General features: G+C 71.0%; 21 protein-coding genes, 1 tRNA gene and 1 pseudogene. 14 read left to right on the top strand and 9 right to left on the bottom strand.

The features are described 5' to 3' along the window. From otsB to otsA, 3 genes are all read left to right on the top strand, one after another. Positions 1-471 (top strand): trehalose-phosphatase (gene otsB / locus ACFQ4O_RS05810; protein ID WP_378774721.1); only part of this gene is annotated, 471 nt, incomplete at its 5' end. Next, on the top strand, positions 468-2,255 hold the full coding sequence (locus tag ACFQ4O_RS05815) for a glycoside hydrolase family 15 protein (RefSeq protein WP_378774722.1): 1,788 nt from the start codon (positions 468-470) through the stop codon (positions 2,253-2,255). The genes otsB and ACFQ4O_RS05815, both read left to right, overlap by 4 nt. 126 nt (positions 2,256-2,381) lie before the next feature. After that, entirely contained in the window at positions 2,382-3,803 is a 1,422-nt protein-coding gene (gene otsA / locus ACFQ4O_RS05820; protein ID WP_378774723.1) for an alpha,alpha-trehalose-phosphate synthase (UDP-forming), read from the top strand. 84 nt (positions 3,804-3,887) lie between these two features. Here otsA and moaA read toward each other — a convergent pair whose 3' ends face one another. Further along, positions 3,888-4,910 carry a GTP 3',8-cyclase MoaA gene (gene moaA / locus ACFQ4O_RS05825; protein ID WP_378774724.1) on the bottom strand — a complete coding sequence of 341 codons (1,023 nt, stop codon included), beginning with the start codon at positions 4,908-4,910 and terminating at the stop codon, positions 3,888-3,890. 128 nt (positions 4,911-5,038) lie between these two features. On the opposite strand from moaA, the gene ACFQ4O_RS05830 reads away from it, so the two are divergent. After that, complete coding sequence (locus tag ACFQ4O_RS05830) at positions 5,039-5,401, top strand: gamma-butyrobetaine hydroxylase-like domain-containing protein (RefSeq protein ID WP_378774741.1); 363 nt, start codon at positions 5,039-5,041, stop codon at positions 5,399-5,401. 94 nt (positions 5,402-5,495) lie between these two features. Further along, positions 5,496-5,813: a hypothetical protein gene (locus ACFQ4O_RS05835; RefSeq protein ID WP_378774725.1), complete on the top strand. Its 318-nt coding sequence runs from the start codon at positions 5,496-5,498 to the stop codon at positions 5,811-5,813. A 52-nt stretch (positions 5,814-5,865) separates the two neighbouring features. Here ACFQ4O_RS05835 and ACFQ4O_RS05840 read toward each other — a convergent pair whose 3' ends face one another. The 5 genes from ACFQ4O_RS05840 to ACFQ4O_RS05860 form a co-directional block, all read right to left on the bottom strand. After that, on the bottom strand, positions 5,866-8,937 hold the full coding sequence (locus tag ACFQ4O_RS05840; RefSeq protein WP_378774726.1) for an efflux RND transporter permease subunit: 3,072 nt from the start codon (positions 8,935-8,937) through the stop codon (positions 5,866-5,868). A gap of 142 nt (positions 8,938-9,079) precedes the next feature. Next, a complete protein-coding gene (locus tag ACFQ4O_RS05845) occupies positions 9,080-12,184 on the bottom strand; it encodes an efflux RND transporter permease subunit (protein WP_378774727.1) in 3,105 nt (1,034 codons plus the stop codon). Then, positions 12,184-13,377, bottom strand: coding sequence for an efflux RND transporter periplasmic adaptor subunit (locus ACFQ4O_RS05850; protein ID WP_378774728.1), 1,194 nt, complete (start codon positions 13,375-13,377; stop codon positions 12,184-12,186). The genes ACFQ4O_RS05845 and ACFQ4O_RS05850 overlap by 1 nt, the downstream gene beginning before the upstream one ends. Further along, entirely contained in the window at positions 13,374-14,792 is a 1,419-nt protein-coding gene (locus ACFQ4O_RS05855) for an efflux transporter outer membrane subunit (RefSeq protein WP_378774729.1), read from the bottom strand. The genes ACFQ4O_RS05850 and ACFQ4O_RS05855 overlap by 4 nt, the downstream gene beginning before the upstream one ends. A gap of 377 nt (positions 14,793-15,169) precedes the next feature. Further along, positions 15,170-16,636 (bottom strand): cryptochrome/photolyase family protein, encoded by a 1,467-nt coding sequence (locus ACFQ4O_RS05860; RefSeq protein ID WP_378774730.1) that lies wholly within the window; start codon positions 16,634-16,636, stop codon positions 15,170-15,172. A gap of 216 nt (positions 16,637-16,852) precedes the next feature. On the opposite strand from ACFQ4O_RS05860, the gene ACFQ4O_RS05865 reads away from it, so the two are divergent. Beyond that, positions 16,853-17,164: a hypothetical protein gene (locus ACFQ4O_RS05865; RefSeq protein WP_378774731.1), complete on the top strand. Its 312-nt coding sequence runs from the start codon at positions 16,853-16,855 to the stop codon at positions 17,162-17,164. Between the two features lie 213 nt (positions 17,165-17,377). Here ACFQ4O_RS05865 and ACFQ4O_RS05870 read toward each other — a convergent pair. Continuing rightward, positions 17,378-17,452: transfer RNA gene (locus tag ACFQ4O_RS05870), tRNA-Asn, on the bottom strand. A 180-nt stretch (positions 17,453-17,632) separates the two neighbouring features. Between ACFQ4O_RS05870 and speB the strand changes: the two genes are divergently transcribed. Next, positions 17,633-18,616: an agmatinase gene (speB, locus tag ACFQ4O_RS05875; protein ID WP_378774732.1), complete on the top strand. Its 984-nt coding sequence runs from the start codon at positions 17,633-17,635 to the stop codon at positions 18,614-18,616. A gap of 226 nt (positions 18,617-18,842) precedes the next feature. On the opposite strand, the gene fae is transcribed toward speB, so the two are convergent. Then, positions 18,843-19,352 carry a formaldehyde-activating enzyme gene (gene fae / locus ACFQ4O_RS05880; RefSeq protein WP_378774733.1) on the bottom strand — a complete coding sequence of 170 codons (510 nt, stop codon included), beginning with the start codon at positions 19,350-19,352 and terminating at the stop codon, positions 18,843-18,845. A gap of 381 nt (positions 19,353-19,733) precedes the next feature. Between fae and ACFQ4O_RS05885 the strand changes: the two genes are divergently transcribed. The 7 genes from ACFQ4O_RS05885 to ACFQ4O_RS05915 all read left to right on the top strand — a co-directional run bounded on the left by ACFQ4O_RS05885 (position 19,734) and on the right by ACFQ4O_RS05915 (position 24,618). Beyond that, on the top strand, positions 19,734-19,952 hold the full coding sequence (locus ACFQ4O_RS05885; protein WP_378774734.1) for a hypothetical protein: 219 nt from the start codon (positions 19,734-19,736) through the stop codon (positions 19,950-19,952). Between the two features lie 319 nt (positions 19,953-20,271). Next, positions 20,272-20,706, top strand: coding sequence for a hypothetical protein (locus tag ACFQ4O_RS05890; RefSeq protein ID WP_378774735.1), 435 nt, complete (start codon positions 20,272-20,274; stop codon positions 20,704-20,706). A 57-nt stretch (positions 20,707-20,763) separates the two neighbouring features. Further along, the gene (locus tag ACFQ4O_RS05895; protein WP_378774736.1) at positions 20,764-21,030 is read left to right on the top strand and encodes a histidine kinase; all 267 of its coding nucleotides are present in this window, start codon (positions 20,764-20,766) and stop codon (positions 21,028-21,030) included. Continuing rightward, positions 21,027-22,736, top strand: coding sequence for a sensor histidine kinase (locus tag ACFQ4O_RS05900; protein WP_378774737.1), 1,710 nt, complete (start codon positions 21,027-21,029; stop codon positions 22,734-22,736). Before ACFQ4O_RS05895 ends, ACFQ4O_RS05900 begins: the two co-directional genes overlap by 4 nt. Positions 22,737-22,759: 23 nt before the next feature. Continuing rightward, positions 22,760-23,452, top strand: a complete 693-nt coding sequence (locus ACFQ4O_RS05905) for a response regulator transcription factor (RefSeq protein ID WP_378774738.1) — start codon at positions 22,760-22,762, stop codon at positions 23,450-23,452. Positions 23,453-23,587: 135 nt separating this feature from the next. Next, positions 23,588-24,274, top strand: coding sequence for a hypothetical protein (locus ACFQ4O_RS05910; RefSeq protein WP_378774739.1), 687 nt, complete (start codon positions 23,588-23,590; stop codon positions 24,272-24,274). Beyond that, positions 24,271-24,618, top strand: a complete 348-nt coding sequence (locus ACFQ4O_RS05915) for a hypothetical protein (RefSeq protein WP_378774740.1) — start codon at positions 24,271-24,273, stop codon at positions 24,616-24,618. The genes ACFQ4O_RS05910 and ACFQ4O_RS05915 overlap by 4 nt, the downstream gene beginning before the upstream one ends. Positions 24,619-24,637: 19 nt before the next feature. Here the strand turns inward: ACFQ4O_RS05915 and ACFQ4O_RS05920 are convergent. After that, positions 24,638-24,884 (bottom strand): annotated as a pseudogene (locus ACFQ4O_RS05920) (FAD-dependent monooxygenase); the annotation flags it as partial.

The following is a 24,884-nucleotide window of genomic DNA, read 5'->3' on the forward strand; positions in this document are numbered from 1 at the left end:
GTGGCGGACGCCGGCGTCGCGCCGCCGGACCGGCTGACCGCCGCGCTCGGCGCCTTCGTGGACGCCCGTCCGGGCCTTGCGCTGGAAAACAAGGGCGCCAGCGTCGCGGTGCATTACCGGGCGGCGCCCGAGCGCGAGGGCGAAGTGCGCGCGCGCATCGGCGATCTGGTGGCGCAGTTCGCCCCCGCCCACGAGCTTCAGCCCGGCAAGATGGTGGTGGAGGTGCGCCCCCGCGGCTGCGACAAGGGGGCCGCGCTGCGCCGCATGATGGACGAGAGGCCCTTCGCCGGCCGCACGCCGCTGATGGTGGGCGACGACCTGACCGACGAGTTCGCCTTCGCCGCCGCCAACGCGCTCGGCGGCTCTTCCGCGCTGGTGGGCCGGGTCGCGCGGCCGTCGGTCGCCACGCATGGTTTCGAGAGCCCGCAGGCGGTGCGCCGCTGGCTCGTGGCGCTCGGCGCCGCCGCGTGAGCGAACCGTCGCTCGAACTCGGCGTCATCGGCAACGCCGCCTCCGCCGCCCTGATCGACGAGCGCGGCCGCATCGTCTGGATGTGTCTGCCGCGCTTCGATGGCGACCCGGTGTTCAACGCCCTGCTCGGCGGGATGGACCCGGAGGCCGGCTTCTGGGATTTCAGGCTCGATGGGTTCGAGCGCGCCGAGCAGGAGTATCACCGCAACACCGCCATCCTCGAAACGCGCCTCTACGGCGCCGATGGCTCGGCGGTACGGATCATCGACTTCGCGCCCCGGTTCCGGGATCACGGACGCATGTTCCGGCCCCAGTCGGTGGTGCGGCGGCTGGAGCCCATCTGCGGCTCACCGCGGCTCGCCGTGCGGCTGCGGCCCTCGCTCGATTACGGCGCGACGACGCCGGACACCACCCGCGGTTCGAACCACCTCCGGTACTTGGTGGACGGCGCGGTGACGCGGCTGACCACGGACGCGCCGGTCGCCTTCATCGTGCAGGAGACGCCGTTCCTCGTCGACCGGCCCTACGCCTTCATCCTCGGCCCGGACGAGACCCTGCCGGCGGCGCCGGGCCAGGTCGCCCGCGAGTTCTACGAGCGCACGCAGGACTACTGGATCGACTGGGTGCGATTCCTGTCGCTGCCGTTCGAATGGCAGGATGTGGTGATCCGCGCCGCGATCACGCTGAAGCTCTGCTCCTACGAGGAGACCGGGGCGATCGTGGCCGCGCTGACGACCTCGATCCCCGAATACGCCGACAGCGGGCGCACCTGGGACTACCGGCTGTGCTGGCTGCGCGACGCTTACTTCACGGTCGAGGCGCTGAACCGGCTGGGCGTGACCAAGACCATGGAAGGCTATCTCGCCTATGTCACCAATCTGGTGGCGGGCTCGGCCTCCGGCTATCTGCAGCCGCTGTTCGGCCTGTCGCTCGAAACCCGCATCGACGAGAGCGAGGCTCAAGCGCTTGCGGGCTATCGCGGCTTCGGGCCCGTGCGCGTAGGCAACGCGGCCTATTCCCAGGTGCAGAACGACGGCTACGGCTCGGTGATCCTCGCGGCCACGCAGGCGTTCTTCGACGCGCGCCTGCCGAAGCCCGGCGACGCCGCGCTGTTCGAGCGGCTGGAGAAGCTCGGCCATCAGGCGGTGGAGCGCTGGAACACGCCGGACGCCGGCATCTGGGAGTTCCGCACCCGGGAGGCGGTGCACACCCATTCCGCCGCCATGTGCTGGGCCGGCTGCGACCGGCTCGCCCGCATCGCGGTCCGGCTCGGCCTGACGGAGCGCGCCATGTTCTGGAACGCGCGGGCCGGCGAGATCGCGGACGGCATCTTCGCCAACGCCTGGAACGCGGAGATGAACAGCTTCGTCAGCGCGTTCGGCGGCGATTTCGTGGACGCGAGCCTGCTGCTGCTGCCCGAGATCGGGCTGGTCGCGCCGGACGATCCGCGCTTCCTCGGCACGCTCGCCGAGGTGGAGCGCACGCTGCGCTACGGCAACCACCTTTACCGCTACCGCACGCCCGACGATTTCGGCGAGCCGGAGACCGCCTTCACCGCCTGCACCTTCTGGCTCATCAACGCGCTGGCCGCGGTCGGCCGCGAGGACGAGGCCCGCGAGGTGTTCGAGGAGGTGCTGCGCCACGGCACGAGGCTCGGGCTCCTGTCCGAGGGGCTGCACGAGGAGACGGGCGAGCTCTGGGGCAATTTTCCGCAGACCTACTCCATGGTGGGGCTGGTCAAGGCCGCGATGCGGCTGTCCCGCCCCTGGGAGGAGGCGTTCTGAGCCGGCGCGCAAGCGGAACCGGCGGCCATCGATCGGCGTTCGGGAGGGCGTCATGACACATCCAGCACCACCCTCGATCCGACCCGTCGCGCTGTCCGGCGACGTCGAACCCGCGAGGTCCGAGCCGTGAGCCGTCTTGTCGTCATCTCGAACCGCGTTCCCGTGCCGACCCCCGGCGTGCCCCCGGCGGGCGGTCTCGCCGTCGCGCTCTCCGGGGCGATGGAGGCCCGCGGCGGGCTCTGGTTTGGCTGGAGCGGCGCCAAGCTGCCGCCCGGCGAAAGCGAGCCCTCGGAGCCGAAGATCACCACCGCCGACGGCGTCACCTATGCGGTGATCGACCTCTCCGAACGGGATCTCGACGAGTATTATGCGGGCTTCTCGAACCGCATGCTGTGGCCGCTGTTCCATTACCGCATGGAGCTGACGGAGTTCACACGGATTTCGCTGTCGGGCTACCACCGCGTCAACCGGCTGTTCGCGCAGCGGCTCGCGCCGATGCTGAAGCCGGACGACGTCATCTGGGTCCATGACTACCACCTCATCCCCATGGCGGCGGAGCTGCGCGCCATGGGCTTCCGCAACCGGATGGGCTTCTTCCTGCACATCCCGTTCCCGCCGCCGGACGTGCTGACGGCGCTGCCGAACCACGCCGACGTGGTGCGGTCGCTCGCGGCCTATGACGTGGTTGGCTTCCAGACCCCGTCCGACGTGGAGAACTTCGAGACCTATGTCCGCCGGGAGCGGGTGGGGCGGCGGTTGCCGGATGGTCGCTTCGTCGCCCATGGCCGGGCGGTGACGGTGGAGGCGTTCCCCGTCGGCATCGAAACCGACGCCTTCGCCGCGGTCGCGGCCGCCTCCAACCGCAACGCGCTGGTGCGTCGGGTGCGCGACAGTCTGGGCGACCGCAAGCTGATCATCGGCGTCGACCGGCTGGACTACTCCAAGGGCATCGCCCAGCGCATCCAGGCCTACGAGACCTTCTTGCTGCTGGACCCGGAATGGCGCGGCCGCTGCGTCTATCTCCAGATCACGCCCAAATCCCGCGAGGAGGTCCCGGAATATGCCGCCATGGAGCGGGAGGTGGCGGAGCTGGCGGGCCGGGTGAACGGCGCCTATTCGGAGCTCGACTGGACGCCGCTGCGCTACGTGAACCGCACCGTCGGCCGCAACGCGCTGGCGGGCCTGTACCGTCAAGCCGCGGTCGGTGTGGTGACGCCGCTGCGCGACGGTATGAACCTCGTCGCCAAGGAGTATGTGGCGGCGCAGGACCCGGAGAACCCCGGTGCGCTGCTGCTGTCGCGCTTCGCGGGCGCGGCGGCGGAGCTCGATGGCGCGCTGATGACCAACCCCTACGACGTGGACGGCACCGCAGGCGCGCTCGCCCGCGCGCTCGACATGTCGGTGGAGGAGCGGCGCGAGCGCTGGTCCGCCATGTTCGAGCGCATCCGGGACTACGACGTCACATGGTGGCGCGAGACCTTCCTCGAGGCGCTGGAGAGGGACGACGAAGCTCCGCCCTCCACCGGCCGCATGGCGCTGGTGCGCTGACGAACGGAACGCCGGGCGGGCGACGCGTCTCGTCCGGCCGTTCCTGCCTCATGTGATGGAGCTTGGGAGCCCGTCGCCCGGCGGTCAGCCGCCGGTGGTCGACATGTGGCGCGCGACGGCGGGCTTGGCGTTGCGGCGGTCGATGACGAAGTCGTGGCCCTTGGGCTTGCGGGCGATGGCGTCGCGGATCGCGTCTTCGAGCCGGGCGTCGCTGTCGCTTTCGCGCAGAGGGGCGCGCAGGTCCGCGGCGTCGTCCTGGCCGAGGCACATGTAGAGCGTGCCGGTGCAGGTCACGCGCACGCGGTTGCAGCTTTCGCAGAAGTTGTGGGTCATCGGCGTGATGAAGCCGATCCGGCCGCCGGTCTCCGCCACCGACACGTAGCGGGCCGGGCCGCCGGTGCGGTAGGGGATGTCGTTCAGCGTCCAGCGCTGCGCCAGCCGGGCGCGCACGAGGCTGAGCGGCAGATACTGGTCGGTGCGGTCGCCCTCGATGTCGCCGAGCGGCATGGTCTCGATCAGCGACAGGTCCATGCCCCGGGCGTGCGCCCAGTCGATCATGGCCGGGATCTCGTCCTCGTTCAAGCCGCGCAGCGCCACCGCGTTGATCTTCACGTCGAGCCCCGCCGCGAGCGCCGCGTCGACGCCGGCCTTCACCTGCGCGAGATCGCCCCAGCGCGTCACGGCCTTGAATTTGTCCGGGTCGAGCGTGTCGATCGAGACGTTGACGCGGCGCACGCCCGCCGCCGCCAGATCGCCGGCGTAGCGGGCGAGCTGGCTGCCGTTGGTGGTCAGCGTCAGCTCGTCAAGCGCGCCGGTTTCGAGATGGCGGCCGAGCGAGCGGATCAGCGTCATCACGTCCCGCCGCACCAGCGGCTCGCCGCCGGTGAGCCGCAGACGGCGCACGCCGAGCCGCACGAAGGCGGAGCACAGCCGGTCCAGCTCCTCGAGGCTCAGCAGGTCCCGCTTCGGCAGGAAGGTCATGTGCTCGGACATGCAGTAGACGCAGCGGAAATCGCAGCGGTCGGTCACCGAGACGCGCAGATAGCTGATGGCCCGCTGGAACGGGTCCACGAGAGGCGCGGTCGTCGAGGCATGCGAAGCGAGCATCGGGCGGGCGTGTCCTCAGGCGGCGAGGTTGTTGTTCTGTGGCCGCGGGCGCTGGTTCTGCGCGCCGACAGAAGCTAGGAGTTGCGAAGCCGATCGTAAAGGGCTGGCGTGCCAGACGAGGTAAGATGATGACGGAAGATGCGGGCTGGCCGGTGGAGATCACGCTGTCGAAGGACGGCCGGCGTCTGGCCGTGGGCTGGGCGGACGGGGCCCGGCACGAGCTGTCCGCCGAACTGCTGCGGGTCGAGAGCCCAAGCGCGGAAGTTCAGGGCCATTCCCCGGAGCAGAAGACCACGGTGCCCGGCAAGCGCGACGTGACCATCCGCGACGTCCAGCAGGTCGGCTCCTACGCCGTGCGGCTGGTGTTCAGCGACGGGCACGACACGGGCATCTACACATGGCCGGCGCTACGCCAGTTCGGGGACAAGGGCGCGGAGCTGTTCGCGGCCTACGAGGCCGCTCTGGCGCGGCAGGGGCTGTCACGCGGCTGACGGCGGGAACACGTCGGAAAAAAGTCCAAAACCGGCTTTCCAAGCACGGCCTGCGCCCGATATGGGCCGGTCGGGCGGTTTTGGAGGCCAGTTTATGAAGTTCATGTCCCTGATCGCCGTCGCGCTCGGCGCCGCCGCTCTTGCGGGCTGCACCGAGACGCGCGGCGGCCCCGGCTACGGCTATGGCGGGTACGAGCGGTCGTCGACCGTCATCATCGACAGCGATCGCCGCGACCGGCGCGAGTGGGATCGTCGTCGCCAGCATGCCGAATGGCGTCAGGCGGAGCGCCGCGAGCGCGTGCGCGAGGATCGTCGTGAGGCGCGCCGCGAGTGGCGCGAGGAGCAGCGCGACCGTCGCCGTGACGCGCGCGACCGTCGCGAATGGCGCGACGAGCGCCGCTACGGCTACTGAGGCAGCGACCTCGACATGACCGATCCCGGAGCGGCGCCTCGCCGGTCCGGGATCACTCCGCCGGAACGGCGCGAGGTTCGGGCGTCGCCCGTCGCCGCCGCAGCCGGTCCAGCAGCAGATAGATGGCGGGCGTCGTGTAGAGCGTGAGCGCCTGGCTCACGATCAGCCCGCCGACGATGGTGATGCCGAGCGGCCGGCGCAGCTCCGAGCCCGGTCCCTCGCCGAAGGCCAGCGGCAGCGCGCCGAGCAGCGCGGCGAAGGTCGTCATCAGGATCGGGCGGAAGCGCGCCGTCGCCGCCTCCACGATGGCGTCGCGGGGCGACAGCCCCCTGTGGCGCTCGGCGTCGAGCGCGAAATCCACCAGCATGATGCCGTTCTTCTTCACCAGCCCGATCAGCAGGATCACGCCGATCAGCGCGATCACGTTCAGGTCGCCCCCGGTCGCCTGAAGCGCCAGCAGCGCGCCGAGCCCCGCCGGCGGCAGGGTGGACAGGATGGTGATCGGGTGGACGTAGCTCTCGTAGAGCACCCCCAGCACGATGTAGATGGCGAGCAGCGCGGTCAGGATCACCACCGTCTGGCTTGAGCCGGAGGAGGCGAGCTCCGCGGCGTCGCCCGCGAACTGGGCGTTGATCCCGTCCGGCAGGCGCATCTCCGCCACCGCCTGCGCGACCGCCGCGCTCGCCTCGCCGGGCGGCGTTCCGGGCGCCACGTCATAGGTGATGGTGATCGACGGGTACTGGCCCTGATGGTTCACCGCGAGCGGCGCCGTCCGCCGCGTCAGGGTCGCCACCGCCGACAGGGGAACCTGCGCGCCGCCGGTGGCGGGCACGTAGATCTTCATCACGTCGGCGGCGTCGCGGGCGGCGTCCGGAGCGGCCTCGATCACCACCCGGTACTGGTTGCGCCGGCCGTAGATCACGGAAATCTGCCGCTGGGAGAACGCGGTGTTCAGCGCCGCGTCGATGGCGCTCATGCTGACGCCGATGCGCGAGGCGGCGTCGCGGTCGATCTCCACCACCAGCTCCACGCCGTTGGCCTCGCGGTCGGTGGCGACGTCGCGCAGGCCCGGGATCGCCTGCAGGCGCTGGGTGACGCGCGGCGCGGTCTCCTGCAGCAGCGCGAGATCCGCGCTCCAGAGCGTGAACTGGTACTGGGAGCGTCCCTCGCGGGCGCCGGCGCGGATCTCCTGCTGCGCTGTCAGGAACACCCGAAGACCGGGGATCTGGGCGAGCGGCCGGCGCAGGCGCTCGATCACCTCCGCCGCCGGCGGGCGCTCCGACAGGGGCTTCAGGGTGATCTGGATGCGCCCGGTGTTGGCCGAGCCCCGGCCGCCGCCGACCGAGGGCGCGACCGACTCCACCGCCGGATCGGCGGCGATGAGGTCGGCGGCGCGCATCTGCAGCGCCGACAGCGCCTCGAACGAGATGTCCGGCGAGGCCTGCGTCATGGCCTGCAGCATGCCGACGTCGTCCTGCGGGAAGAAGCCCTTGGGCGTGACCGTGTAGAGATGGGCCGACCAGCCGACGGCGGCGACCACGAGCAGCGCCATGGCCCAGGGCGCCTTCATGGCGACGGCGAGGGAGCGGCCGTAGGCCGAGGCGATCCGCGCCATGAGGCCCGGCGTCGCGGTCGCCTTTTCCGGCTTCAGCAGCCTCGCGCAGATCATCGGCGTGACGGTGAGCGACACCAGCGTGGAGACGGCGATCGCGAAGATCAGCGTCATGGAGAACTCGTAGAACAGCCGCCCCGCGAGCCCGTGCAGGAACAGCAGCGGCGCGAAGGCCGCGATCAGCGACAGCGAGATCGAGATCACCGTGAAGGCGATCTCCTTCGCGCCGATTAGCGCCGCCTGAAGCGGCGGATGGCCCTTCTCCATGTTGCGGGCGGCGTTCTCGATCATGACGATGGCGTCGTCGACCACGAAGCCGACCGCGACCGCGAGCGCCATCAGCGACAGGTTGTCGATGGAGAAGCCGAACACCCACATGCCGGCGAAGGCGCCCGCCAGCGCCAGCGGCACGGTGACGCCGGCGGCGAAGGTGGCGGCCGGGCGCTTCAGGAACACGAACACCACCAGCATCACCAGCGCGATCGACAGCAGCAGCGTGAGCTGCATGTCGGCGACGCTGGCGCGGATGGTGGCGGTGCGGTCCGCGAGCACGGTGACGTCCACGCCCGCGGGCATCCAGCGCGACAGATCGGGCAGCACGGCCTTCACGCCGTCCACGGTCTTGATGACGTTGGCGTCCGGCTGCTTGGTCACGTTCACCAGCACGGCCGGCTTGCCGTTGAACCACGCGGCGGAGAGCGCGTTGCGGGCGCCTTCCGCGATCTCGGCCACGTCCCCCAGCCGCACGGTCGCGCCGTTCTGGGCGCGCAGCACGATGTCGCGATAGGCCGCCGGATCGCCGCCGAGCTCGCCGTTGAAGGCGATGGCGACCGAGCGCCGGTCGCCCTCCAGCGCGCCGACCGGCTGCAGCACGTTGGCGTCGGAGATGGCGGCGCGCACCCCGTCCAGCGACAGGCCCATGGCGGCGAGCCGCGCAGGATCGAGCCGCACCCGCACCGCCGGCTGCTCGGCGCCCGCCACGTTGACCTCGCCCACGCCCGCCACCTGGCTCAGGCGCTGCACCAGCACCGTGTCCGCCGCGTCGTAGATGCGGGTCGCAGGCAGCGTGTCGGAGGTCAGCGCCAGCGACATCACCGGCGCGGCGGAGGGATTGATCTTGCGGAAGGTGGGCAGGTTCGGCACGTCCGACGGCAGATCGGAGGCGGCCGCGTTCAGCGCCGCCTGCACGTCGCGCGCGGCGTCGTCGATGTTGCGGTCGAGATCGAACTGCACCGCGATGCGGGTCGAGCCGAGCGACGACACCGACGTCAGTTCGCTCACCCCCGCGATCGCGCCGAGCGAGCGTTCCAGCGGGGCGGCGACGGTGGCGGCCATGGAGGCGGGGTCCGCGCCGGGACGGCTGGCGCTGACGAAGATGACCGGGAACTCCACGTTCGGCAGGCTCGCCACCGGCAGGCGCAGATAGGCCGCGAAGCCCACCAGCAGCAGCGCGATCGCGAGCAGCGTGGTCCCCACGGGCCGCAGGATGAAGGGCGAGGAGAACGACGTCATCGGGCCGCCCCGCGGGAGTCCGCAAGAGACCCAAGGACAGCACGGCGGGGATCTTCACCTCTTCCCGGCGGGGAGAGGTCGGCCCGCAGGGCCGGTCGAGGGGGCGCGGACGGCCCGTGGCCTTCGCCCGTCCCGGCCGCGCTCATTCCGCGGGCTCCGGGGCCGGGCGGGCGCGCGCGCCGGTCGCCATGAGGCGCAGGCGCTCCATAGCGAGATAGACCACCGGCGTGGTGTAGAGCGTCAGCAGCTGGCTGAGCAGCAGGCCGCCGATGATGGTGACGCCGAGCGGAACCCGCAGCTCCGCGCCGGGGCCGGTGGCGAGCGCCAGCGGCAGGGCGCCGAGCAGGGCGGCCAGCGTCGTCATCATGATCGGCCGGAAGCGCAGCGCCGCCGCCTCCACGATCGACTCCTCCGGCGAGAGCCCCCGGACGCGCTCCGCCTCCAGCGCGAAGTCGATCATCATGATCGCGTTCTTCTTCACGATGCCCATCAGCAGGATGACGCCGATCAGCGCCACGATCGACAGCTCCAGTCCGAACAGCTCCAGCGCGATCAGCGCGCCGACGCCGGCCGAGGGCAGGGTGGAGAGGATGGTCAGCGGGTGGATGAAGCTCTCGTAGAGCACGCCGAGCACGATGTAGATCGCGATCACCGCCGCGAGCACCAGCCACGGCTGGCCGGCGAGCGACTGGGCGAACTCCGCCGCGTCGCCCGAAAAGGCGCCGACGATGGAGGACGACAGGCCGATCTCCGCCTCCGCCGCTGCGATCGCGGCCACCGCGTCGCTGAGCGAAGCGCCCTCCGCCAGATCGAAGGACAGGGTGACCGCCGGGAACTGCTCCTGATTGGAGACGATCAGGTCGGCCGGCTCCAGCGTGACGCGCGCGACGGAGGCCAAGGGCACCGCGACGCCGTCGCTCGAGGAGACATAGAGCCGGCCGATCGCGGCCGGGTCCTTCTGCTGCGCGGGCGCGGCCTCGAGGATGACGCGGTACTGGTTGGACTGGCCGTAGATGGTGGAGATCTGCCGCTGGCCGAAGGCGTCGTTCAGCGCGTCGGCCACCGACTGGGCGGTCACGCCGAGCCGTCCCGCCTCCAGCCGGTCGATGGCCACCCGCGCCTGAAGGCCGCCGGGGCGCGCGTCCGAGCCCACGTTGCGCAGCACGGGGGCGGCCTGAAGCCGCGCGACCAGCCGCGCCGCCTCGCGGGCGAGCTCCGCGGCGTTGGAGTCGGTCAGCGTGTACTGATAGCGGCCGCGGGAGGCGCGGGCGCTGATCTGAAGCTCCTGCGCCGCCTGGAAGGCGACCGAGACGCCGGGAACGCCGTCCACCGCCCGCCGCAGCCGCGCGATCACGGCGTCGGCGTCGGCGTCGCGCTCGTCATGGGGTTTGAGCACGATCGAGAGCCGGCCGGCGTTCGGGGTCGGGGTCTGCTCCCCGACGCCGAGCACCGAGACCACCGCGCGCACGTCCGGGTCCGCCTGCGCCACGGCCGTCACCTTGGCGTCGAGGCGCTTCAGCTCCTCGAACGACACGTCCTGCGCGGCCTCGACCGTGGCGGTGATGAGCCCCACGTCCTGCTCGGGCATGAAGCCCTTCGGCGCGATCAGATAGAGCCAGCCGGTGGCGGCGAGGGTGGCGAGGGTGAGGCCGAGCGTCAGCCCCTTGTGGCGCAGCACCACCAGCAGGCTGCGCCGATAGCCCGCCACCAGCCCGTCGGTGGCGCGCTCCGCGGCGCGGGACAGCGCGGAGGGCTTCGCGTCCGCCCGCGGCGCCTTCAGCAGCCGGGCGCACATCATGGGCGTCAGCGTCAGCGAGATCACCATGGACACCACCACCGCGATGGTGAGGGTGGCCGCGAACTCCCGGAACAGCCGGCCGATCAGCCCGCCCATGAACAGCAGCGGGATGAACACCGCCACCAGCGAGGCGGTGAGCGAGACGATGGTGAAGCCGATCTCCCGCGCGCCGTCATAGGCGGCTTTCAGCGGCGAGGCGCCCTCCTCGATGTGGCGGGCCACGTTCTCGATCATGACGATGGCGTCGTCGACCACGAAGCCCGCGCCCACCACCAGCGCCATCAGCGACAGGTTGTCGAGCGAGAAGCCCATGGCCCACATCACCGCGAAGCTCGCGATCAGCGACAGCGGCAGCGCTACGCCCGCGATCAGCGTGGCGCGCAGCGTGCGCAGGAACAGCAGCACCACCAGCACGATCAGCCCGACCGAGAGCGCCAGCGTGATCTCCACCTCGTGGATCGAGGCGCGGATGGTGTCGGTGCGGTCGTCCACCACATGGAGGTCGACGCCGGCCGGCATGGCGCGCTGGAGCGCCGGCAGCGCCCGGCGCAGCTGCTCCACGGTCTCGACGGTGTTGGCGCCCGGCTGCCGCAACACCTCCACCACGATGGCGGGGCGGCCGTTGAAGCTCGCCGCCACGTTGGTGTCCTCGAGTCCGTCCGTCACCTCGGCCACATCGCGCAGCCGCACCGGCGCGCCCTCGCGCATGGCGACGATCAGGTCGCGGTAGACTTCGACCCGCTCGATCTGGTCGTTGGCCGAGATGGTGAAGGCCTGCGCCGGGCCGTTGACGGAGCCCTTTGGCCCGGAGGTGTTGGCGGCGGTGACGGCGGAGCGCAGCGTCTCCAGCGTCAGGCCGTAGGAGGCGAGGCGGGCGATGTCGGCCTGGATGCGGATCGCGGGCTTCACGCCGCCGCCGATCGCCACCCGGCCGACGCCCGCCACCTCCGCCAGCCGCTGCGCCACCAGCGTGTCCGCGAGGTCCGACACCTGCCGCATGGGCAGCGTGTCGGAGGTGAGCGCGATCGAGAGCACCGGCGTGTTGGCCGGGTTCACCTTCGAGAACACCGGCGGGTAGGGCAGGTTGCGCGGCAGCGTGGAGTTCGCGGCGTTGATGGCGGCCTGCACGTCCTGCGCGGCGCCGTCGATGTCCCGGTCCAGATCGAACCGGAGCGTGATCTGGCTACGCCCGAACGAGCTGGTGGAGGTCATGGATTCCAGCGACGGAATCTGCCCGAGCTGGCGCTCCAGCGGCGCCGTCACCAGCGACGACATGGTTTGGGGATTGGCCCCCGGCAGGCGGGTCGAGACCTGAATGGTGGGGAAGTCCACCTGCGGCAGCGACGACACCGGCAGGCGGGAATAGCCGAGCAGGCCCGCCAGCAGCACGGCGATCGCGAGCAGCGTGGTCGCGACCGGCCGGGCGATGAAGGGGGCCGAGACGCTCATCAGGGCGTCTCCGCGGCGTCCTGGTCCTCGCCGCCGGCGCCGGACGCGCCGGTCGCCACCTTGGAGCCGTCGCGCAGCCGGGTGAAGCCGGTGACGACCACCGGCTCGCCCGCCTCCACCCCCTTGGCGATGACGGCGAGTTCGGCGGTCTGCCGCGCGATCTCAACCGGCCGCTGGCGCGCCGTGCGGTCCGGATCGATCACGAACAGGAACGGCCCGTCCGGCCCCTGCTGCACGGCCGGGCCCGGCACGGTGACGGCGCCCTTCAGCGTGTCGACGGTGAGCCGCACCGTGGTGAACTGTCCCGGCCACAGCGTCAGCGCGGCGTTGGGGAAGGTCGCCTTGAGCTTCACCGTGCCGGTGGTCTGGTCGACCTGGTTGTCGATCACCTCCAGCGCGCCCTCGTCCAGCGGGGTGGCGCCGTCGGGGGCGAGCGCGATCGCGGGGGCGCCGCCGCGCGCCAGCGCCTGGGTCACCGCGGCGATGTTCTGCTGGGGCAGGGTGAAGGTGGCCGAGATCGGCTGAAGCTGGGCGATGGAGACGATGCCGGTGGTGTCGCCGGCGGAGACGTAGTTGCCGGGATCGACCAGCCGCACGCCGGCCCGGCCCGAGATCGGCGCGCGCACCACCGTGCGGTCGAGCGTGGTCTTGGCCTGCGCGGCGAGCGCCTGCTGGTAGCGCAGCTGCGCCTCGTACTGGGCGACCTGCGCCTTGGCGGTCTCGGCCTGCTGCTGCGAGCCATAGTCGTTCTTGGCGAGCCGGGCGTAGCGCTCATAGTCGCGCCGGGCGTTGGCGAGCTGGGCGTCCACCTGCGCGGTCTGCGCCACCGCCTGATCGTACTGGGCCTGATAGGTGGCGGGGTCGATGCGGGCCAGCACGTCGCCGGCCTTCACGTCCTGACCCTCGCGATAGGTCACCTCCAGCAGCACGCCTTCCACCTGCGCCCGCACGGTCGCGGCGTTGGGCGACTGGAACGAGCCGACGCCGTCCAGCGTCACCGGCACGTCCTGCCTCTTCGCCGGCTCCGCGATCACGGGGATCGGCTGGTCGCCGAAGCCGCCGCGACGGCCGCCGCCGCGCACCTGCTGCTGCTGTTCGCCGGTCCCGCCGAGCCATGCGGTCAGCGTCGGCCAGTAGATGTAGGTCGCGACGCCGAGGGCGGCTGTGAGGATGAGGAGGAGGACGCGTTTCATCGCGCCGCCCCCGCGGGCGGCGTCGGCGCGGGCGCGAGCACCAGCCTGTCGCCGCCGGCCGGCCGGCCCGAGGCGGCCCAGCCTCCGCCCAGCGCCTCGAACAGCGAGACCACCGCCTGGAAGCGGGAAAGCCGCACGTTGACCAGATTGTCCTGCGCGCTGAACAGCGTCTGCTGCGTGGCGAGCACCGTGGTCACGTCCACCGCGCCCTCGCGCAGCTGCGCCTGCGCGATGTCGTAGGCCTCGCGGGCGCTGCGCACGGCGGCGCCCTGCAGCCGCTCCTGCTCGGCGGTCTTTCGGGTCGCGACCAGCGCGTTCTCCACGTCCACGAAGGACTGCACGGCGGCCTTGCGGTAGGTCATCAGCGCCTCGCGGTGCTGACCCTTGGCGAGGTCGAGCTGGCCCGGCAGCGCGGCGTTCAGCAGCGGCTGGGTCAGTCCAGCGCCCAGCGAATAGAAGCCGGACTGGGAGCCGAACAGCGTGCGCAGCGCCACGTTCTCGAAGCCGCCCTGCGCGGTGAGGTCGATGGTCGGAAAGAAGGCGGCGCGGGCGGCGGTGACGTCGTAGTCGGCGGCGGCGAGATCGGCCTCCGCCTGCCGCACGTCCGGACGGCGCGTCAGCACCTCCGCCGGCACGCCCGGCGCGACCCGCGGCGTGCGCAGGTTCGCGAGCCGACCGCCCTTGACGTCGAGCCGCACCGGCGGACGGCCGAGCAGGAGCGCGAGCGCCGTCTCGTTGGTGCGGATCTCCTGCTCGATCTGCGGGATGGTGGCCTTCTGCTGGTCCAGCACGCTGCGCTGCTGGGCGCGGTCGAGCGCGTTGGCGGTGCCCACGTCGAGGCGGGCCTGAATGGCGTCCAGCACCTTCTGGGCGCTCGCCACGTTGCCGCGGGCGATGGAGAGCTGCTCCTGCGAGGCGAGCAGGGCGAAATAGGTGTTCGCGACGCTGGTGACGACGCCGAGCGCCACCACCTCCTCCGCGAAGCGGGCGGAGACGGCGGAGGCTTGCGCGGAATGGAGCGTCGCCCGGTTCTTGCCCCAGAAATCCAGTTCGTAGCTCGCCGCAAGCGCGGTCTGGAACCCGCCGACGACCCGGCCGCTGCCGGCCGAGCGCTGAAGCTGCGTGTCGCCTGAGCCGGTGAGCAGGGGGATGAGGGCCGCGCCGTTCACGCGCACCTGCGCGTCGGCCTGCTCGATGCGGGCCTTGGCGGCGCCGATGTCCTGATTCTCGCGCTCCGCCGCCTCGATCAGCGTGGCGAGCTCGGGCGAGCCGAACCCCCGCCACCAGTCGACGGCCGGCCAGACGGCTTTGGTCGATCCGCCGTCCTTCCAGCCGCCGGGCGTGTCGATCCCGAGCGCGGGGCGGCGCCAGTCGGCGGCGCAGCCCGCCAGAGCGAGCGCGCCCGCGAGCGCCACCGCGAGTTTCGGGGAAACGGATCGGTGTCGCAAATGCCGGTCTCGCCTGGGACGCGTTACGCCGTCTGTTCTGCCACAGAGACGAGCGCCTGACAGTCGCGTCCGGGCGACAGGGGCGGTCGTTCGTCGGCGTTTACACGACGGCCGTGCGCGCTCCCTTCGCGCCGCGCCGCGTCAAAATTGCGGCGCGCTCGCGCGAACGGCTGACGCGCAGAGACTGTTTGGAAATTCGTGTTTGACGTCATGCCCGAGCTTGGTCATCGGGCATCCACGACTTGAACGACCAAGATATGCTCGTCGAAAAGTCATGGACACCCGGCTGCGCCGGGCATGACGGGAGCTTAAATCGCCCGCCGCGGCCATTTCCAAACAGGCTCTCAGGCCTCCCTCGGCGGCAGGCGGTCGAAGGCGGCGAGCGCGCGGTCCCGCGCTCGGGCGTGGTCGATGATCGGGTGCGGATAGTCCTGCCCGAGCGTCACGCCGGCTGCGCGAAGCTCGATCTCCGTCGCCTCCCACGGCTTGTGCACGTAGCGGGTGGGAACATCCTTCAGTTCGGGCACGAAGGTTTTGACGTAAACGCCGTCCGGATCGAACTTTTCGCCCTGAAGAATCGGGTTGAACACCCGGAAATACGGCGCGGCGTCCGCCCCGCAGCCCGCCACCCATTGCCAGCTTGCGGCGTTGTTGGCGGGGTCGGCGTCCACCAGCGTGTCCCAGAACCACGCCTCGCCCTCGCGCCAGTCCACCAGCAGGTCCTTGATCAGGAACGAGGCGCAGATCATCCGCACCCGGTTGTGCATCCAGCCGGTGGTCCAGAGCTGGCGCATGCCCGCGTCCACGATCGGGTAGCCGGTGAGGCCCTTATGCCAGGCGCGCATCTGCTCCGGGTCCGGCTTCGCCCACGGAAAGGCGTCGAAGCGCGGCTGCACGTTGCGGGTGGCGAAGTCCGGATGCTGATGCAGCAGGTGATAGGAGAACTCCCGCCAGCCAAGCTCGGAACGGAACTTCTCCACGTCCTGGCCCGGCGCCGCGCCTTCGGCCTTCGCCGCCTCCACCGCGTGCCACAGCTGCCGGGGGCTGACCTCGCCGAAGCGGAGATGCGGCGACATGCGCGAAGTGGACGGCCGGTCCGGCCGGTCCCGGTCGCGGGCGTAGCCGCGCAGGCCCTCGTCGATGAACTCGGCCACCGCCTCGCGCGCGCCGGCCTCGCCGGGCGTCCAGGCGTCGCGCAGGCCGCCTGCCCAGTCGGGCGTCGACGGCTCCATCGCCAGATCGTCGATCGCGAGCCCGTCGAGCGCGGGGCCGGCGGCGACGGCGCGCTTGGTCGGGCGGGGCAGGGGCGGCGGCGGCTCGCCCTTGGCCTGACAGGCGCGCCAGAACGGCGAGAACACCTTCAGCGGCGTTCCGGCCTTGGACGTGACCTCCCACGGCTCGTGCAGCAGGCGGCCGTTGAAGGTCGCGACCTCCACGCCCGCGCGCTCGAGCCGCGCCTGAACCTCGTCGTCGAGCTTGGCCTCCGCCGCCTCGTAGCGCCGGTTCCAGATCAACTGCGCCGCGCCGGCGTCCTTGGCGGCCTTGGGGATTGCGGTCGCGGCTCCGCCCCGGCGCAGGGCGAAGGGCAGGCCGAGCGCCGCGCAGTCCTCCGCGAGCGCCTTTAGGGAGTAGGACAGCCACCATTTCGACGCTGCGCCGAGCGGCCGCAGGTCCGGGCTGGCGTCGTCGAACAGGTAGAGCGCGGTGACGGGCCGGCCGGTCTCCAGCGCCGCGGCGAGCGCCGGATTGTCCCCGAGCCGCAGATCCTCACGGAACCAGAGCAGGACGGGAGCTTCAGGGGAAGACGGCATAAGGGAAACGGAACCTCCGGCGGACGCCTCAGCGAGCGCAACACATGGCGCGGAGCGCGCGTCCGCCGAGGGGGCGCCCCCGGCGGGCGGAGCGAAAATCGCCGCGGCCGCGCGGGCTTCGCCGCAAGTCGGCTTGACGGGTCGGGCGGAGCAGGACGGGATGGCGCCCGCCCGCGACGCCGCGGCGCCAACAAGACCGAAGCCCAAGGACCGCCGATGACGCCCCGCCTGATCTTGACGACCGCCCTGCTCATGCTGGCCGCGCCCCACATGGCGGCGGCCGAGGAGACCGGCCAGCGCAGCGTGTCCGTCTGCAAGTCGGTGGTCGGCCAGTCCGGCGCGCTCGATCCCGCGGCGCTGTCGGAAGACGATCTCAAGGAGAAGCTCTGCCTGAGCTCGCTGTCGGTGATCCGCTCCGCCGACCCCATGGCCGGCATGGAGTGCCGCCTCGCGTTCAAGACGCTGCTGAAGGAGTTCTCGCGCCGCCATCCGGGCAAGGAGATGGCGGACGTCTACGGCCGCTGCTGAGCGGATGGATCGAGCGCGATGCGGGCGGGGCCTAGCCCCGGCCCGCAAGCATCTGTGGCGCGGACATGCGCGAGCGGGCGCGGCGATGTCGAAGCGGAGCGTGATGGGTGTCGGGAGGGGCCTTCAGCGTCCTCCCGCGCCTCGATGAGGTGCCGGGAGAACGCTGTGAGGGCCGACGGCGGACGCTGACGCGTTCGCGGTCATGAGCCGAATTGGCTCCCCGGGCAGGATTCGAACCTGCGACAACTCGATTAACAGTCGAGGGCTCTACCGCTGAGCTACCGAGGACCGTGGGCGTTTCGCCCCGGAGGCCGCGCGTATAACAGGCCCCGAACGATTCTGCCAAGAGGCTTTTTTGCGCGCGGCGCGAGAAGCTTCCCGTCCGGCCATGTGCGCGGGCGGCTTCCGCCCCGCGTCCGGGCTGATAGGCTGGCGCACCCGCCCCGTCTCCAGCCGCCAAGAGCCGCCATGCCGTCAGACCCGCTTCGCCCGCGCCCCGTCGACGACGCGCTCGATTCCACCCGCCGCTTCGGCGAATCGATCGAGGCGAACTACGCCGGCGCGGTCTCGTTCCTGCGGCGTCCTTACGCGCGCAGCGCCCAGGGGGCGGATGTGGCGGTGTGGGGCGTGCCGCTCGACACCTCGGTCTCGAACCGGCCGGGCACGCGCTTCGGCCCGCGCGCCATCCGCGAGGCCTCCACCATCAATGTGGGCGATCCGGCCTATCCGTTCGGCTTCGACATCTTCGAGGACCTCGCCGTGGCCGACACGGGCGACTGCTCGCTCGACTACGGGCGGGTGGAGGAGATGCCGGCCGCGATCGAGCATCAGGCGGCCGAGCGCTACGCCACGGGCGCGCATCTCGTGACGCTCGGCGGCGACCACTACCTGACCTATCCGGTGCTGAAGGCGCTGGTGGCGCGCCTCGGCCGACCCGTGGCGCTGGTGCAGTTCGACGCCCATCAGGACACCTGGGACGACGACGGCCGCCGCATCGACCACGGCACCATGATCACCCGCGCGGTGCGCGACGGCCTGATTCTGCCCGAACGCTCGATCCAGATCGGCATCCGCACCCACGCGCCGCAGGATTACGGCCTCGCCATCCTCGACGGGCTGGCGGCGCAGGAGCTCGGGGCGCTCGCCACCGCGAGCCGCATCCTCGGCCATGTGGAGGACACGCCGGTCTATGTCTCGTTCGACATCGACTGCCTCGACCCGGCCTTCGCGCCGGGCACCGGCACGCCGGTCTGCGGGGGCGTCTCCAGCGCCTTCGCGATCTCCTGCCTCCGGCGGCTCGGCGCGCTCGACCTGAAGGGCTTCGACATCGTGGAGGTGTCGCCGCCCTACGACCACGCGGGCGTCACCGCGCTCGCCGGCGCGACGCTGGCGCAGGTCTATCTCGGGCTGCTGGCGGAGCGGAAGCGGGCGGGGCTCTCCGTCGCTCCGTAAGCGACGAGCGCTGGCCGATCCCGGCGGGAGCTTCGAAGTCCGCGATACGCGCGGAAGGGCCGGGGCGTCGACTGGACACCGGCGCCTCGGAAAAAGGAAACGGCCCGAAGCTTGCGCTTCGAGCCGTCTCCGTCTGCCATTACTTACCAGTCAGCAGAGCGACCAACCGCTGGAACAGGCCTTGCGGCTTAGCAGCAGGCGGGTTCTGTCCAGGGTGGTTTCCGCTCTAGTTCGCGGCGAAGGGGTGCTTCGCGGTCGCGGCCTGAGCCACGACGTCCTTGGCCTTCGGCTCGCCGGTGACGGCGCGCTTGAGGGCTTCCTTGGTGGCTTCGTAGTTGTACTGCTGGATCTTGGCGTCGTCGGCCGCTTCCCAGTGGATGAACACGCCGACCGAGATGAACAGGTCGTCGGCTTCGTCCTCGGGGATCACGCCTTCGGCGACCGAGTCCACGACCGCCTTGGCGACGCCGTACTGGGCCGGGCCAAACATCTGGACGGCCTGACGGGCGTCCTTGATGGTGACCTTGTTGAACAGGATCGTGTTCGGCTTCGCCAGCAGGTTCGGGGTCACGACCGCGAGCAGCGAGGTGAAGCCGTCCTTGTTGTTGGTGAGCGCGTTCACGAAAGCGGACTCAGCGGTCGAGCCGCGCGGGCCGATGATGAGGTCGATGTGAGCGACTTCGTTGCCGTCGCCGACCAGCGACTCGCCGATCAGGGTCTTGGTGATCTTCGCCATAAGCATCCTCCCAGGTTAAATCCATGGTGTCGCCGGTGACCGCCGCGCAGAACGTGGCGACCGCCGACCGATGCCCCAGGCTATCGTTGCATCTGCGTTCGGTTGGGTGCCGAACCGGTTGGCCGGATAGCGACATGCAAGGACATGCGGCGCGCACCCTAGTCAGCGTCCCACGAACGGGCAAGCGCTTCTTCCGGGCGGCTCGAAATGCCGCAGAGGGCGCTATTTTACCCCTCTTCGGCCCCAGCCGCATGGGTGCGACGCCACATGAAAATGTTGCGACGCAAAATAATAAGCGTACTCTGAATGTTGGGGTCCGTCCGTTCCGGCTTGCGATGTCCAAGGCCGGTCCAGACCGCCGTTAGCGCCAGGAGCCGTGTCATGGATCTTGTTCTGCTTGTGTGCCTCGCCGCGTCGCCCGAAACCTGCCATCAGGAGCGCATCGCCATGACGGTGGAGGCGACCGATCCGCGCATGTGCATGGCCGCCGCCGTGCCGGCCATCGTGGAATGGTCGCAGGAAAACCCGGAATGGCAGATCTCGCGCTGGACCTGCGGCCGTGAGGCGCGCGCCGCGGCGCTCGGATCGCCGGCCCGGTGACGTAAATTATAAGAAAAGAATAATATCTTAAAACGTAGACGCGGCTTGGCCGCGTCTTTAACCTCGCGCGGCAAGTCGAGCGCGGGTTTCATCATGTCCGTCTTTCGTTGAGTGCAAGTCGTCCGTCGGGCCGCCCGTGTTGGAGCGGTCGCCGGCGCGCGACGGTCTTCACGCATCGAACGGGAGGTGGGGGCGTTCGCCGCAGGCGACCGCGACCCCGCGACGACTTCAGCACAACATCAAGAGCCGGAGCCGTTTCCACGGACTTCGGCCGCAAACCGGAAGCGTCCGACCACGGACGTCGATTGTGGAGACGACCATGCTCAAGCGACTGGCTGTTCTGGCTCTGGCGGGCCTCGCCCTCGCGGCCGCGCCCGCCGGCGCGACGGATCTCGCCAAGAACCGGACCACGCTGCCGGACCTCGTGCTCGGCGACAAGAACGGCAACGATTACGCGGTCAGCCAGAAGGACTACGAACTGGAGTCGGGCAAGTCCTACCAGCTCGACATCGTCTCGAACGGCGGCAAGGAATACAAGTTCTTCTCGCCGGAACTGTTCCGCCACATCTGGATCAACCAGATCGTGATCAACCATCTCGAGATTCACGGTCCCGGCGCGCCCCATCATCTGGAATGGGATGACGAGGGCGCGATCCGGATCGAGTTCGTCGTCATCCGCCCCGGCAACTTCAAGTGGTGGATCGAGGGGCTCGAAGAGCGCGGCATGTCCGGCACGTTCAAGGTCAAGCCGTAACGGAGTTCTAGGACCGCGCGCGCGCAAGACGCGCCGGTTGTTCGGAGGATGACACGCATGATGATCGTGAAGCTGGGCTGCGGCGCGCTGGTCGCGGGGCTCTGGGCGGCGGGCGCCGTGGCGGCCCCGTCCGAGGACGCGGCGAAATGCGACGAGGGCATCGCCCTGATCCGGGCGGAGCAGGCCAAGAGCCCGCCCGCGGACGTGGCCGCAAAGCTCAAGACCGCGCTGCGCGTGGCCGAGCGCGAGAAGGGCGAGGCGGAATACGACGAGTGCCTCGACGCCGTGCAGGACGCGCGGAAGGCGCTCGGCGCCAAGAGGTGAGCGCGCGGGCGGACATGGGCGTGGACAGCGGACCTCGAACCGGCGCGCAGAACGCGCGTCCGGCGGAGCGTGCGGGCCGACCGGCTCCCCGCGCCTCGGGTCCGGCCGCGCTGCGTTCGCTCCGGGTGCGCATGGCGCTTCTGCTCGCGACGGTGGTGCTCGCCATCGCCGCCGCGGGCCTCGCCGTCGCGTGGACCTTCGCCATCGCCGACGACTACGTGGAGGAGCTGGCCTCGGCCCAGCGGCGGCTGGAGCTGCTGTCCGCCGCCTCCGGCCGGGTCGGCGACTACGCGCTGATCGCCATGCAGACCACCGAGGCCAAGGGCCAGCCGGACCGCCTGTCGCTGCCGCGCAAGCGGGTGCAGGAGACCTTCGTGCGCCTCGACGAGGAGATCGCCCGCGCGGTGGCGCGCAGCGGCGACGCCCAGCAGGCGGCGCTGATCTCAAGCCGCAGCCGTGTGGTGGCGCAGATGCGCGGCCGGTTCGAGTTCCTCGACCGGCAGGCTCTGGAATCGATTCGGGAGGCCCGCGAGGGCCAGCCCGGCAATGTGGAGCGCCTGCGCGGCGCCATGGACACCTTCGCCGCCGGCTTCGGCCCCGCGCTGAGCGCGGCGATCGAAGAGGAGCGGGTGAAGGCCAGCGAGGCGCAGGAGGCTATGGCGCAGCTGCGCGCGCGGCTCGCGCCGGGCGCGATCGGCGCCGTCTCGCTTTCGCTGATCGCGGCCTTCGTGCTCTACCGCACGCTCGCCTGGCCGCTGGTGTCGCGCATCTCGCAGGTGGCCCGCGCGGCCCGCGAGATCGCCCGCGGCCGCACCGACACCCGCCTGCCGGTCCACGGCCATGACGAGCTGAGCCTCGCCATGATGCGGTTCAACCGCATGGCCTCCCAGCTCGCGCGGCGCGAGGCGAAGCTGATGGCGGATCAGGCCCGGCTGCAGGAGATGGTGGACGAGCGCACCGTTGAGCTGCGCGCCGCCAACGAGCGCCTGTCGGGCATCGACCGCGCGCGGCGGCGCTTCTTCACCGACGTCAGCCACGAGCTGCGCACCCCCCTGACCGTCATTCTCGGCGAGGCCGACGTCACGCTGCGCGCCCGGAGCGGCGCGGAGGATCTGACGGCCGCGCTCACCACCATCCGCGCCCGCGCCCGGCGGCTGCATCGCCGGGTCGAGGACCTGCTGCGCGTCGCCCGCTCGGAAAGCGGCCAGCTGGAGCTTGAGCTCGAGCCCGTGCTGGTGACGGAGCTGGTCTCCGACGCCCGCGAGGCGGTGGAGCCGGCGGCCCGCCAGCGCGGCGTCACCTTCGCGGTCGAGCCCGGCGTGGGAGAGGTCTATGTGGAGGCCGACGCCGACTGGCTGCGGCAGGTGATCGAGGGCCTCGCCGCCAACGCCCTGCGGCACTCCGCCTATGGCGGCCTGGTGCGGCTGACGGCGTCGGAGGCGGCGGGCGTCGTCACACTCAACGTCTCGGACGACGGGGCGGGCATCGCCGAAAGCGATCTTCCGCATGTGTTCGAGCGGTTCTATCGCGGGGGCGCGGCCGCCGAGCGGGAGGGATCCGGCTTCGGCATCGGCCTCGCGCTCGCCCGCTGGGTGGTGGAGCGCCACGGCGGCGCGATCGCCATCGACAGCCGCACCGCGGCGCCGGGGCGGGCCTCCGGCACCACGGTGACCATCACGCTTCCCGCCCTCAATCTGGCGGCCTGAGACGAATGATCGGGAGTTCGAGCATGACCATCCTCATCGTGGAAGACGACGCCGACATCGGCTCCGTTCTGCGGCGGGGCTTCTCTGCGGAAAGCTACGACGTGGAGCTGGTGGGCGACGGCGAATCCGCGCTCGCGGTGGCGTCCGGCAAGCCGTTCTGCGCCATCATCCTGGACGTGATGCTGCCGGGCCGCTCGGGCATCGAGGTGTGCAAGGCGCTGCGGGCCGCGGGCCAGAGCGCGCCGATCATCATGCTGTCCGCCCGCTCCAGCGTCGCCGAGCGCACCGAAGGCCTGATGGCCGGCGCCGACGACTATCTGGTCAAGCCGTTCGATTTCGAGGAGCTGCTGGCGCGCGTGAAGGTGCAGGCGATGCGCCGCGAGAACGACGGCGCCGACCAGCGGCATCTGGTGATCGGCCCGCTCGACCTCGACCTCGAAACCCGCATCGTCGAGACGGCGGAGGGCTGCGCGCGGCTGACCGAGCGCGAGGTGGACCTTCTCGCGCTGCTGATGCGCCACGCCGGCGAGCCGCTCGCCCGCTCCGACATCTTCGCCGCGCTCTGGGCCGGCCATGGCGGCGCCTCGCTGAACGTGGTCGACGTCTACATCGGCTATCTGCGCCACAAGCTCGGGCAGGCCCTCACCGACGGCGGGCGCCTCATCGTCACCGTGCGCGGGCGCGGCTTCATGTACCAGCCGCCCCATCAGGCCTGAGGCGAGCTCCTGCGCGTCGCCGGCGGCTTGGCGGCGGCGGGCGAGTTTTGCATAATGGTTTCATAAAGGGCCGCCCGCAGCCGCGGGCGGACGCGCGACGCGTCCGAAGAAGCCCGATGTGAGGAAGGCGTTGTCATGATCAGTTTCGTTCGCCGGCTGGCCGCGGCCGGCGCCGTCACGCTCGGGCTGCTGGGCGCAAGCGCCGCAGGCGCCGCCCCGACCGGGGTGCAGCTCGTGTTCGAAGGCGGCGATCTCAAGTCGCTCGCCCCGGGCGCCACGATCTCCTACCGCTTCGCGCGCGACACGTCGGACACGGCGCTGGCGCCGTCGTTCCAGGACGACGTGCGGGTGGTGGTGACGGCCGAGGACGGCGGCGCGAAGACGGCCAAGGTCGATCTGTTCTCCGGCGCGCGCGCCCAGAGCTTCGGGTCGCTCTCCGTGGACGGCAACCCGGTGATCGTCGTCCTGCTGGAGCAGGACGTGCGCGAGATGCAGAAGGTGCTCGGCGGCAGCCCTTATTACATCCGCAACCGCATCCGCGACGCCATCAGCGGCGGCGGGCAGGTGGAGCCGGCGCGTCTCGACGTGGACGGCAAGACGGTGGACGGCTGGAAGCTGACGCTGAAGCCGTTCGCCCATGACGCCCGGCGCGATCAGCTCAAGGGCTTCGCGGACCGCTTTTACGAACTGACCTTCTCGGACGCCGTGCCGGGCGGGCTCCACAGCCTGAAGGCGGTCACCCCCCGCGACGGCGCGCAGGCGCCGCTGCTGACGGAGAGCCTCGTCTTCACCGGCGTCACGAACGCGGAGGCCGGCAAGTGAGCGCGCGCGCCCTGATCCTCGCAGCTTCCGTTCTCGTCGGCGTCGCGCCGGCCGTCGCGGGCGTGGGAAGCGACTACTCCACCGTGGAGAAGACCGACTACATCATCGGCTGCATGGCCGCGAACGGGCAGACCCGGCAGGCGCTGGAGCGCTGCGCCTGCTCGATCGACACCATCGCCGAGATCCTGCCGCACGACGAGTACGAGCAGGCCGAGACCATCCTGCGCATGAACAAGATCGCCGGCCAGAGCTCCGAGGTGTTCCGCACCACGGGCATGTTCGACGACATCGTCGCCAACATGCGCCGCGCCCAGGCGGAAGCCGAGATCAAGTGCTTCCCGTGAGGGAAGCGGACGCCGCCGTTCAGGCGGCGTCGCGCCAGCCGTAGAGCCAGTCGAGGCCCTGAAGCAGCGCGGTGGTCGGGGCCGCCGCAAGCGCGAGGTTGCGCGCCGTGGCGGCGAGCCCGCCCAGATGATCGATGCGCGCCTGCCGCCGCGAGGCCTCGGGCAGGCGGCCGACCCGCATCAGCCGCGCGGCCTCATAGGCGCCGAGCGGATCGCGCCCGCCCTCGGCGATCAGCCGGGAAAGCGTCGCGGCGTCCTCGATGGCG

It is taken from the genome of Methylopila musalis (assembly GCF_042679725.1).
Classification (GTDB): domain Bacteria; phylum Pseudomonadota; class Alphaproteobacteria; order Rhizobiales; family Methylopilaceae; genus Methylopila; species Methylopila musalis.